The organism is Eremococcus coleocola ACS-139-V-Col8 (genome assembly GCF_000183205.1).
GTDB lineage: Bacteria > Bacillota > Bacilli > Lactobacillales > Aerococcaceae > Eremococcus > Eremococcus coleocola.
The window spans coordinates 194,771-207,091 of the sequence record NZ_AENN01000017.1 but is presented as its reverse complement, the minus strand read 5'-3'; the positions used below and the strand labels follow the sequence as shown (position 1 = coordinate 207,091).

Annotated in this window: 9 protein-coding genes and 1 other RNA gene; 8 read left to right on the top strand and 2 right to left on the bottom strand. The window is 40.5% G+C overall.

The genetic code is table 11. The annotated features are described in order from the left end of the window. Positions 1-25: 25 nt before the first annotated feature. Positions 26-433: a PaaI family thioesterase gene (locus HMPREF9257_RS07750; protein ID WP_006418980.1), complete on the bottom strand. Its 408-nt coding sequence runs from the start codon at positions 431-433 to the stop codon at positions 26-28. A gap of 225 nt (positions 434-658) precedes the next feature. On the opposite strand from HMPREF9257_RS07750, the gene nrdD reads away from it, so the two are divergent. Together nrdD and nrdG are read left to right on the top strand one after the other, a co-directional pair. Continuing rightward, on the top strand, positions 659-2,899 hold the full coding sequence (gene nrdD, locus HMPREF9257_RS07745; RefSeq protein ID WP_006418942.1) for an anaerobic ribonucleoside-triphosphate reductase: 2,241 nt from the start codon (positions 659-661) through the stop codon (positions 2,897-2,899). A gap of 14 nt (positions 2,900-2,913) precedes the next feature. Beyond that, positions 2,914-3,486: an anaerobic ribonucleoside-triphosphate reductase activating protein gene (nrdG, locus tag HMPREF9257_RS07740; protein ID WP_006418801.1), complete on the top strand. Its 573-nt coding sequence runs from the start codon at positions 2,914-2,916 to the stop codon at positions 3,484-3,486. 880 nt (positions 3,487-4,366) lie between these two features. Here nrdG and HMPREF9257_RS07730 read toward each other — a convergent pair. After that, positions 4,367-5,413 carry a hypothetical protein gene (locus HMPREF9257_RS07730; RefSeq protein WP_006418920.1) on the bottom strand — a complete coding sequence of 349 codons (1,047 nt, stop codon included), beginning with the start codon at positions 5,411-5,413 and terminating at the stop codon, positions 4,367-4,369. Between the two features lie 302 nt (positions 5,414-5,715). Here HMPREF9257_RS07730 and HMPREF9257_RS07725 point away from each other — a divergent pair, with 302 nt between their 5' ends. The 6 genes from HMPREF9257_RS07725 to dnaX all read left to right on the top strand — a co-directional run bounded on the left by HMPREF9257_RS07725 (position 5,716) and on the right by dnaX (position 12,313). Then, positions 5,716-6,180, top strand: a complete 465-nt coding sequence (locus HMPREF9257_RS07725) for a CtsR family transcriptional regulator (protein WP_006418791.1) — start codon at positions 5,716-5,718, stop codon at positions 6,178-6,180. A 12-nt stretch (positions 6,181-6,192) separates the two neighbouring features. Next, positions 6,193-8,652, top strand: a complete 2,460-nt coding sequence (locus HMPREF9257_RS07720; RefSeq protein WP_006418729.1) for an ATP-dependent Clp protease ATP-binding subunit — start codon at positions 6,193-6,195, stop codon at positions 8,650-8,652. A 170-nt stretch (positions 8,653-8,822) separates the two neighbouring features. Beyond that, positions 8,823-9,170 (top strand): hypothetical protein, encoded by a 348-nt coding sequence (locus HMPREF9257_RS07715; RefSeq protein ID WP_006418914.1) that lies wholly within the window; start codon positions 8,823-8,825, stop codon positions 9,168-9,170. 96 nt (positions 9,171-9,266) lie between these two features. Then, positions 9,267-9,794, top strand: coding sequence for a tRNA adenosine(34) deaminase TadA (gene tadA, locus HMPREF9257_RS07710; protein ID WP_006418834.1), 528 nt, complete (start codon positions 9,267-9,269; stop codon positions 9,792-9,794). Between the two features lie 144 nt (positions 9,795-9,938). Continuing rightward, positions 9,939-10,033: signal recognition particle sRNA small type (gene ffs / locus HMPREF9257_RS09030), an RNA gene on the top strand. Positions 10,034-10,285: 252 nt separating this feature from the next. Beyond that, on the top strand, positions 10,286-12,313 hold the full coding sequence (gene dnaX / locus HMPREF9257_RS07705; protein ID WP_006418795.1) for a DNA polymerase III subunit gamma/tau: 2,028 nt from the start codon (positions 10,286-10,288) through the stop codon (positions 12,311-12,313). Positions 12,314-12,321: the final 8 nt, after the last annotated feature.

Here is a 12,321-nt window from a genome sequence, read left to right as displayed (position 1 = left end):
GCTTTAAAAGACTGAGTCCTACTAATTAAGGATTAACCGCAATCATGGTCCCCTGGAATTGAAGCACTTGTTTGCCAGAGTCTAAATCAACCACATCGGCTTCTACAACGGAGACTTGCTTGCCCGCTTTAATCACTCGACCGGTGGCCAGAAACCGATCGCTGGCGGCAGGGCGTAACAAATTGACCTTGAACTCAATACTGAGAACCTCACAACCTTCAGGTAACATGGTCAGGGCGGCATACCCAGCGGCCGAATCTGCAATAGAAGTGGTTACACCGGCATGGAGGAAGCCTGTTTGTTGAGTCAAGTTTTCATTTTTTTCTAAATAGATTGAAACTTTTCCTTCCTCAACAGTATCCAATCGTGCCCCCATACTCTTTAAAAAGGTCTGACGATCAAAGGATTCTTGGACGCGTGAAACAATATCCATATTACATATCTCCTTTCGAATATATAGAATTTTAGTTCACAAGTTGAAACTATTGTTATTGTAACTTGTAAGCGTTTTATGGTCAATAAAAAAGTGTTAACCCTGTATAAGGTAAGTTTATAGTTGTAAAACAAAACGCAATCTTGTATTGACATTATTCTCCAGATGAACCACAATATATATGTTATATAAAAATAAAAACACAAGATATAGGGGTTTGCTAAGATGGAATTATTAGATAGAAAAGAAACTTACATGGGCTTAGCTTCAATGCAAGTGATTAAACGGGATAAGCGGCAGGTTGCCTTTGATGCGTCTAAAATTCAAGTGGCCATTGAAAAAGCTGTCACTGAAGTGGAAGGTCAAGTATCAAGCCAACGTTTGGTCGAGATTGAAGCTTTGGTGGCCGAAATTTTGACGACGATTCAAGAACGATTTACACGCGATATTAATATTTATGAAATACAAAGTATTGTTGAACAACACTTACTACAATCAAATATGCCTGAGGTGGCTCATGCCTATATTGACTACCGGGTTAAGCAAGATTTTGCCCGGGCTGATGCCACGAATATTAATCACCGTATCCAGTCTTTATTAGATCAAGATAAGACCGTGGTTAATGAAAATGCCAATAAGGATAGTCGGGTTTTTAATACCAAGCGCGACTTAACCGCTGGGATTACAGCCAAGGCGATTGGCTTACAAATGTTACCGCCCCATGTGGCTAATGCCCACCAAAAGGGTCAAATTCACTACCATGACTTGGATTATCATCCTTACATGCCCATGTCAAATTGTAGTTTAATCGATTTTAAGAATATGTTCGAAAACGGCTTTACGATTGGGAATGCGGAGGTTGAACCACCTAAGTCTATTCAAACGGCAACCGCCCAAATGGCCCAAATCATTGCCAATGTGGCTTCCAGTCAGTATGGTGGAACCTCAGCTAATCGGATTGATGAAGTCTTGGCTCCTTATGCTCAACTGAATTTAGAAAAAAACCGTCAATTAGCGCAAGAATGGATTGACAATCCAGAAAAACAAGAGGAATTTGCGGTAGCTAAGACCAAAAAAGATATTTATGATGCTATGCAGTCTTTAGAGTATGAAATTAATACTTTGTATACTTCACAAGGTCAAACGCCATTTACGACTCTTGGCTTTGGTTTAGGAACCTCTTGGATCGAACGTGAAATCCAAAAGGCGATTTTACAAGTCCGGATTAAAGGGATTGGTAAGGAAGCACGGACGGCTATTTTCCCTAAACTGGTCTTTACTTTGAAAGATGGGGTTAATTTATGCCCTAAAGACCCTAACTATGATGTGAAGCAATTAGCCTTGGAATGTGCCACCAAGCGGATGTATCCAGATGTCTTGATGTATGGCAAGATTATTGATATTACCGGGTCATTTAAAGTGCCGATGGGATGTCGTTCTTTCTTACAAGGTTGGAAGGATGAAGAATGTCATGAAGTCAATGATGGCCGAATGAACTTAGGGGTAGTTACCATAAACTTACCGCGGATTGCCCTAGAAACTGCTCATGACCAAGCCGCTTTCTGGGACTTATTGGCAGAACGTTTGGATATTGTGGCGGATGCTATGGTTTACCGGGTCCAACGGGTTAAAGAAGCGACCCCTGAAATGGCTCCCATTCTTTATCAATATGGGGCCTTTGGCAAACGGCTCCGTCCTGATCAAGCCGTGGATGAACTCTTCAAGAATAAACGGGCTACTGTTTCTTTAGGTTATATTGGTCTTTATGAAGTGGCAACGGTCTTCTACGGCCCTGATTGGGAGCATAATCCCAAAGCCAAGGCCTTTACTTTAGAAATCATGAAACGGTTGAAGGCTAAAGCCGATGCTTTAGGGGACCAATATGGCTATCATTTCTCCGTTTATTCAACCCCATCCGAATCTTTAACCGACCGCTTCTGTCGTTTGGATACTGAATTATTTGGGAAGGTCAAAGATATTACCGATAAGGAGTACTATACCAATTCTTTCCACTATGATATTCGGAAGAACCCAACCCCCTTTGAAAAGATTGATTTTGAAAAAGATTATCCCCAATATTGTGGCGGTGGCTTTATCCATTACTGTGAATACCCTAATATGCGGCAAAATCCTAAAGCTTTGGAAGCCGTTTGGGATTATGCCTATGATAAGATTGGCTATTTGGGAACAAATACACCAATTGATCATTGTTATGAATGTGGCTTTGACGGGGACTTTACCCCAACAGAATTTGGCTTTAAGTGTCCACAATGTGGTAACCACAATTCTGAAACTTGTGATGTGGTTAAACGGACCTGTGGTTATCTAGGTAACCCACAAAAACGCCCAATGGTGCATGGTCGCCATAAAGAAATTTCAACCCGGGTAAAACATATGTCTTCTAGTCAAGTGACACAATTAAGAAATCAAAAAGCCAAAGAGGCTGATGATCATCGGACCCTATAGGAAGGAGCTGGCCTATGAATAATCCTAAACCAAAAGAATGGTTGGCCAGTGAACTCAGTATGGGCAAGATTGCTGATTATAAACCCTATAATTTCGTGGATGGCGAAGGCGTCCGGTGTTCTATTTATGTGTCGGGTTGTCCCTTTGCTTGTAAGGGGTGTTATAACCGGGTGGCCCAGAACTTTAATTATGGTAGGCCCTATACCTTGGAGTTGCAGGAACGAATCTTGGATGATTTAGGGGCTCCTTATTGTCAGGGTTTAACCTTACTGGGTGGTGAACCCATGTTGAATACCAATGTCTTGATTCCTTTATGCCGGGCGGTGCGTGACCGCTTTGGTGCTAGTAAAGATATTTGGTCTTGGACAGGTTATACCTGGCAAGAGTTGATGGTCGATTCTGAGGATAAGTTAGAGTTATTATCCTTGATTGATGTCTTGGTGGATGGTCGTTTTGAGATTGATAAGAAGGATTTAAGCTTACAGTTTCGGGGGTCATCTAATCAAAAGATTATTAATGTTCCTGAGAGCTTGCGGCAAGGGGAAGTTGTCTTGTGGCGGCAGGCGAATGGGGAGGCGTATTATTAGATAAATTGAAAAGCCAACCGAGTTGGCCAGCGGGGTGGGCTGGGACTTGGTTGGCTTATATTAATCAGTCTTCTTTATCTTTTTTTGGGAGAGGAATTATTTGTAATCTAGGATAAGGACTTCGTCGATTGAGAATGTATGGTGCAAAGACTGCAATATAGGTTTCTTCATCGAAATCAAGAATTTCACTTATACGGGTAACAATGTGATGATTAGGTAGATGCTTCTGATGTAAAATATTATAGAGTGTCTTATAATTGATATCTGTGTCGCGAGAAAATTGACTTAGAGAACCATATTCTTGTAGTATTTTTGTTCTGAGTAAAGCAAAATCGATAGAGTGACATGTATCATTATTCAAAGCAAAGACCTACTTTCATTTAAGGATATGATCGCTAGGATCGAATATATTATAATATGCTATTTTTTCCGTATCAATAATAATTATTATAATAATTTTGGATAGGCATTATAAGTACGACTAATATATATAGTTATATCAATTAATTGTTATAATTTTAAAAAATCTTATGAGTTAGATATGATATAGGATTTAATCTTTTTAGTATATTTATTAGGTTGATAAATTAATACTTTAAAAAAATATCCTTTCAAGAAGCTTATGGTGACCCCAAAAGGTTGGAGCAGAGAGATAAGTAAATTTTGATGCACGTGTAGCTCACTGCGTTTCATATAATGTTAGTAAAGCAAAATAAAAAGACTCTATTGAGAGACTTTCCCAACAGGGTTTTAACAAGGAACCACGGCTAACCTGCATTTGCCTTGGAACTGAGTCTGTAACTCGCTAAAGCTAAAAGACCTCCTCAATTTTGAGGAGGTCTTTTTAATGAACCACGGCTCACCTACGTTTGCCTTGGCATTACTTACTTGCAACATCCACAATTGCTTGGATGTAGTTGCCGGTATCGGCTAGGGTTGCGCCTGAGACGATATCAGATACGTTACCGTCTTCACCTAGGCCTTTAACTTCTTCAGCTAAAGCTTTAGCTTCTTCAACAGTTTTACCTTTAACAGCGTCAGCGATTGCTTTGTGGTTGTCAGCATAAGCTACAGTAGATTGAGCTTTTTCAGTCATCAATTTAGAGTATTGTTCGCTGTTATCAATTTTAGAAATTAAAGTTTGGCCTTCTGGATAAGCTTTACCAAATTCACCGTCAGAGTTTGGTACGCCAGTCCAGCCATCACCTTCAACGAATTGGAATTCGTCGATGAATGAACCTACAATTGTGTCACCAGCCATTGCAACAGTTACTTGAGCGAATGATTTGTCGCCATGAGCAGCTGCTAAACCTTGTTTAAGGGTGATATCTGATCCTTCAGCGCCTTCATATGAACGGCCTTCTTTAACGGTATCCATAATTAATTGGATGTAACCGCCTGTATCAGCTAAAGTAGAACCAGATACAACGTCAGAGACGTTGCCGTCTTCGCCTAAACCAGCTAATTCATCAACAGTTGCTTGTAATTCATCGATGCTTTTACCTTTAACAAAGTCATAGATCGCTTGTTTGTTATCAGATAATTTTTGAGTGGCTTGAGCTTTTTCGGCCATTAATTCTGAATATTTATCAGAGTTAGCATCTTTAGAAATTAAAGTTTGGCCTTCTGGAAAAGCTTTACCAAATTCGCCATCTGCATTAGGAACAGCAGTCCAGCCGTCACCTTCAACAAATTGATATTCGTCAATGTCAACGGCAACAATTTTATCACCTTGAACTGCTACAACAGCAGAAGCAAATGATTTGTCACCATGAGGGGCACCATATTTTTGGTATAAGGTAACTGGTCCTTCTTGAGCAGCAACAATACTAGTTCCAAATAGACCAGGTTGTACGACTACCATGCTAGCAGAAGCCATTGATAAGGCTGCCACACATGATAATGACACTTTTAAAAATTTATGCATAAAAAAAAACGCCTCCTAAAAATTTTGATAATTGAAGCATAGCACATTATAAGAAAATTTTCACTATAATTATGTCAGGATTTCCGAGAAAATAAACCGTTTTCGAAATAATTTCAAAACAATAAAACCAAGTATAACAATAAAGAGAATGCTTACATGAACCTTTAAGTATAGCTTAGAGAGAGTGAAAATTTATTAATAATTTCACGAATAATGGTCGAAAAATTAAGCACAAGACTTGTAATTAAGTTAGGGTTTGATATAATGGTCAAAGATAGTCAATGTTAGTAAGGAGGGTGCTTATGAGTCGGAATATGTCCGATATTATTGAGTTGTATTTAAAAGAATTTTTGAAGAATCAAAAAGAGCTTGAGATTAAGCGCAGTGATATTGCGGAACATTTTGATTGTGTTCCTTCGCAGATTAATTACGTCATTAATACGCGCTTTACCCAAGAGCATGGCTATGTGGTTGAAAGTAAACGGGGAGGTGGCGGTTATATCCGTATCCTCAAAATTCAATTAAGCGATGATGTGGCCCAATTAAATCGTATGATTGAATTAGTCGGAGATCGGATTAGTCACCGTAAGGCTGAGAATATGATTGAAACGCTAATCAAGCAAGAAATCCTGACCTCTAGAGAAGGACGCTTGGTTTTGACCCTCCTAGACAAGGCTACATTACAACCCGTTACGCAACAGGAACAAGAAGTCAGAGCCTATTTTTTGAAACACGTTTTAGAAGAATTAAAATATACCTATCAATAAGAGGTGAAGAATATGTTTGAAGAATTATTTACAGAATCTGCCAGACAAGCCATGATTTTTGCCGCTGAGCAGGCTTATCTATTACGCCACCAAGCGGTTGGAACAGAGCATATCCTCTTGGGGCTAGCCCGAGAAGAGGATGGCATTGCTGGTAAAGTTTTACGGGAACAAGGGGCAACTTATGATGCCTTAGTCCGTGAACTAGAAATTATCCAAGGACAAACGGCCGTGCCGAGAATGCAAGGGGAAATTGTGATTCCTTATTCTCCACGGGCCAAGAAAATTATTATGAATGCCTCCAATGATGCAAAACGTTTAGGGGCTCCTAAAGTTGGGACTGAACACTTACTTTTAGGTATGTTGAAGGAAGAAATTTATGCAACAGTCCTCTTAAAGAACTTAGGCATTGATTTAAATGATTTACGTAAGAAAACCTACAACATGATTGGTTTAGATAAGACAGACCGTCGTTCAGTCAACAGCCATCGCCGTCAACAAGAAAAGGCCGAAGCTCAAAGTAAAACCCCAACCTTAGACGCTGTGTCACGTGATTTAACGGAATTGGCTCGCCAAGATAAGCTAGATCCGGTTGTGGGCCGTGATACTGAAATTAAACGGATGGTTCAAATTATTAGTCGTCGGACTAAGAATAATCCTGTTCTTGTGGGCGAGCCAGGTGTTGGTAAGACTGCCATTGCGGAAGGTTTAGCTGAACGCATGGTGGGTGGCCAAGTGCCTCAAGATATTGCTAAGAAACGTCTCGTTATGCTAGATATTGCTTCGCTCGTGGCTGGTACCAAGTATCGGGGCGAATTTGAAGAACGGATGAAGAAAATTATCGATGAATTAAATGAAGACAGTAATGTCATTCTTTTCATTGATGAACTCCATACCTTAATCGGAGCCGGTGGGGCTGAAGGTGCTATCGATGCATCGAACATCTTAAAACCAGCCTTAGCCCGGGGTGAAATTCAAGTGGTAGGTGCAACTACTCTCAATGAATATCAAAAATACATCGAAAAGGATGCTGCCTTAGAACGTCGTTTCTCTAAGGTTCAAATTGATGAACCAAGTGTGGATGAAAGTCTGCAAATTATTGCTGGTTTAAAAGAACGTTACGAAGACCACCATCATGTTAGTATTTCGGATGATGCCCTCCAAGCTGCGGTTAAATTATCTGTGCGTTACCAATCTGAACGCCGCTTACCTGATAAAGCCATTGATTTAATTGATGAAGCCGCCGCTAAGGTCCGGATTGATAATTCTGTGGCCGAATCTTCATACAAGGCCCTTGAAAAGCAATTGGCTGAGCTTTCTAAACAGAAAGAATCTGCCATCCTAGACCGTGATTTTGAGCGGGCTGCTAGCATTCGTCAAGAAGAACAAAACATTGAAACCCAGTTAGAAGCTGCCGCTGAAAAAGATGCTAGTGATGATAAAGATAATCGTCAAGTAGTTACTGCGGATGATGTCGCAGAAGTTTTAGCTCTTGCGACAGGTATTCCAGTTCAACAAATGAAGATGACAGAATCTAAACGTCTTGTACATCTAGAAGAAGAATTACACGAACGAGTGATTGGGCAAGAAGAAGCCGTATCTTCTGTTTCACGGGCCATCCGTCGGGCCTACTCCGGATTGAAAAATCCAAACCGCCCTATCGGCTCCTTCTTATTCCTAGGTCCAACCGGGGTCGGTAAGACCGAATTAGCCAAAGCCTTAGCTTCCGCTATGTTTGGTTCTCAAGATAATATGATTCGGGTTGATATGTCTGAGTACATGGAGAAACATACCGTGTCTCGGTTAGTGGGAGCCCCTCCAGGATATGTTGGTTATGATGAAGCGGGTCAATTAACTGAACAAGTTCGTCAAAAACCTTATTCTGTTATCTTGTTAGACGAAGTAGAGAAAGCCCATCCCGATGTCTTTAATATTCTCTTGCAAGTGTTTGATGACGGTCATCTTACGGATGGTAAGGGTCGCAAGGTGGACTTTAGAAATACGATTATTATTATGACATCTAATATGGGAGCAACCGCTCTAAGAGATGATAAGTCAGTTGGCTTTGGAGTTTCAGATGTATCACAAGATCATAAAGCAATGCAAAGTCGGATTATGGAAGAAGTGAAACGTGGATTTAGACCAGAATTTATTAACCGGATTGACGAAATTATTGTCTTCCATGCCTTGAACAAGGAAGAAATTCGTCAAATCGTTAAGTTACAAACCAAAGAAGTCATTGCTCGCTTGAGTGATATGGAAATTGGTGCACGTATTACTGATACTGCAGTAGATATTATTGCTGAAGCTGGTTTTGACCCAGAATATGGTGCTCGTCCAATCCGTCGTGCTATCCAAAAACAAATTGAAGATTCATTAAGTGAAATGTTATTAAAAGGTGAAATTGAACTGGGGGATGCCATTACCATTGGTGGCCGCCAAGGCGAAATCAATATTAATAACCGATCAAAATAATTTAGTCATAAGAGTGGGTGAAATGCCCGCTCTTTTTTTATTGACCACTAAGTCGCTTCGCTCAACTACTGAGGCACTTAGTCGCTTTGCCCCGAGTGTCCCAGTAAAATGCTTCTGGTTCGCCTAGGGGTCGGAAGCTATGCTATAATAAAGAAAAGGAGTGAGAAATTATGAGTAAACGTTCATATCAATTAGTTGGTATTTTTCTAGGTGCCACTGTTGTGATTGCAGGGGCTGCCCTATACTTGTATCTTGATGAATCTGCCCGTGAAAAAGTTGAAGGGGCGCTTAACCGTGAAAAAGCAAAATATTTTATTCGTAACAAATTAAATGGATCGCCAGCTTTAGTAAATGCGGTAGATAAATTATCGGATGCCGAAATTACTACCCTAGTGAAGTTGTCCGATTCTGCTACGGATGCTAAAGACGCTGCGGTAGATTCTTTAAGTGATTTTATTGACCGAGCTAAAGCAGCTGGTAATCAAGTATCAGATAAGGTCGCAGATTACTTTAAATAGTATGTTTTAACTAACATGGGTGAGATTTAAAGGGTTAGGCTTGTTGCCGCTCTCTTGGTCTCACTCTTTTTATCTTAAATTGAAAGGGGGTTGCTTATGATTCATGTTGATCAGTTACTAGAAGCCGACCGAATTCACCATGAGACATGGATGCAAGAGGCACTAAAAGAAGCAGATAAGGCTTTGGTACTTGATGAAGTGCCTATTGGCGCGGTGCTGGTTTATCAAGGTCAAATCGTTGGCCGCGGTCATAATGTTAGGGAAAGTCAAGAACGTGCCTTGGGTCATGCTGAGTTAATGGCGATTGAGACAGCTAATCAGCAATTGGGCCATTGGCGACTTGAAGAGGCTAGTTTATATGTAACCTTAGAACCTTGCCCTATGTGTGCTGGGGCCTTGATGAATTGCCGAATTAAAGAAGTGATTTATGGCGCCAGTGATTTAAAGGCAGGCTGTGCAGGTACTTTAATGAATCTGTTAGAAGAAGACCGCTTTAACCACCGAGCCCAAGTTATTCAAGGTGTGTTAGAGCAGGAATGTAGTCATAAATTATCCCAATTTTTTAAAGACTTGCGCCAACGTAAAAAAATGTCCAAGGCCAGACAAACTGAACATAAAGAGTAAACCTGTGCATAAGTCTAGGCAAACCTGTGCATAAGTATTCACTTGTGCACAAAGAATGCTAGTTTAAGGCTTAAATAGAGGCTGACTGACGTGAAAGGGCTCTCGGAAACCATGACTTGCCAACAAAAAAATTTTCTTGTATAATAAGGAACGGCAATGGTGGCGTTACGAATCGAGTCAGGACCGGAAGGTAGCAGCTATAAGTAACAAAGCCATGTGCCTTTATTTGTTTATTAAGTGGGGGTTGGACTAAAAGTCCAGCTCCCTTTCTTATTATTAAGATTTCTAGTGTTGCTTTTTACTAAAATAATTTATAATAAAAATAGTACACGCTATTGTCTAATTGAGAAGTAATGGTAGCTTTTTTATCCACCGAATTGATCAATTTCTTAGCTTGAAAGTAAGATTCTAAGTGCCTAATTTGGTATAATTAAACTATTATTATTTTGGATCAAGTCTATTTATCATAGCTTATATTGGAAGGAGTTATCATGAGTTATCAAGCCTTATATCGGGTTTGGCGGCCGCAAACCTTTGACGAACTGATTGGCCAAAATGTCATCCAACAAACCCTAAAAAATGCGGTCATGAATCAGCAGTTAAGTCATGCTTATCTGTTTACGGGGCCGCGTGGAACAGGGAAAACTTCAGCGGCTAAGATCTTGGCCAAGGCGGTTAACTGTCAAAATCCTCAAAATGGTAACCCTTGTAATGAGTGTGAAGCCTGTCGGTTAATTAATGAAGGTCAAATGTCAGATATTATTGAAATTGATGCGGCGTCTAATAATGGGGTCGAAGAAATTCGCGACTTAAGAGATAATGTCCGCTATGCAGCCAGTCAAGCAAAATACAAGGTCTATATCATTGATGAAGTCCATATGTTAACAACCGGGGCCTTTAATGCCTTACTAAAGACCTTGGAAGAACCCCCAGCAAATGTCTTATTCATTCTGGCGACAACTGAACCGCATAAAATCCCGGCAACGATTATATCACGGACTCAACGCTTTGATTTTCATCGGATTGCGGACAAAGACTTGATTGACCGGATGGCTTATATTCTCGATACCGACAAGATTGCCTATGACCAAGAGGCCTTAGAAATTATTGCTCGGGCTGCTAGAGGGGGTATGCGGGACAGTCTCAGTCTCTTAGACCAGGCCCTATCTTATAACCGAGATCAAGTTTCTGTGGAGAATGCCTTGCAGGTTTCAGGATCAATGGACCAGCAAGAATTTGTTAAATATTTAATGGCCGTTTATAGCCAGCAAGCTCAACATGCTTTAGAGCTTTTAGATCAACAATTGGCTCAAGGTAAGCAAGCCAATCGTTTTATTGAAGAATTGGTTGTTTTTGCTCGGGATATGCTCTTGAGTCTCCATACCAAGACCAATCAAACACTTTTGAAAGCCGATGAACTTAAGTTAATTAAGGATACAATTCCTGTAGACTATTATTACCGGGTGATTGACCAATTAAATCAGGCCCAACAACAAATGCGGTTCTCAACCCAAGCGGATATTTTTTTACAGGTGATGACCGTCGAATTAGCCTATGGTCAGCCTCAAACCGCTAGTATTTCTACCGGAGAGACCAGCATTCCTAGTGACTTTCAACAAGCTTTTGATAGTCTCCAGGCTGAGTTTTCCCACTTACGTCAGGTGGTGAACGACCAAGCAGACTTGATTAAAGATTTAAGGGCTAAGTTAGAAGTCCGGGTTAATCCAATCAATGAAAACAAGTTAGCAGCTCAGGAAAATGTATCTCAGCCTAGTAAGCTGCGGCCGCGCCCAAGACCTAGAACGAGACAAAGTCAGTATCACTTAGATCTTTATTCAATCTACGGGGTTTTAAATCAAGCGACCCGGGAAGCCATTGAGGCGATTAAAGAGCAATGGAATCAAATTATTCAAGATTTGTCTCCTCAGGATCGGGTTCCACTTTTAAATTCAAAACCTTTAGCGGCCAATGACCACGCGGTCTTGATTAGTGTTGAAAATGAAGAAAATAGTGGTTTATTGCAACATAATGCTCATTTAGCTGGTCAATTACGGGCGGGAATCCAACAAACCTTGCAGATGACTTTAGATTTAGTCTTTATTAAGCAAGCAGATTGGCCGACCACGCGGCGAAATTATACGACAATCTTAGCTAGTGCTAAGGATAAACAAGTGGATTTAAGTCCTTATAAGGATCAAAAATTAACCATTGAATATGAGATGCCTACCAGTGCGACGAGTTCGGTTGCTCAAATTACGTCGTGGACGGATGTTTATACTGATCAAGCCCTTCAAGTAAATCAAGAAGCTAAGTCAGCGCAAGACAGTGACTTGTCTGGACAAGATCATTTGCAGTTAGACCAAAATGATCAAGGATCTAGTAGTCAAGAATCGATTGCTGAAACAGCCAGTGAAGTAAAAGACCAGGCTAAACCAGAACCAGCTGCGCCACTACCCGCGTCGGTTCAAAAAGCTATCGATATTTTTGGGGAAGACAATATTAATATTATTTATGATTAAAAGCAGGA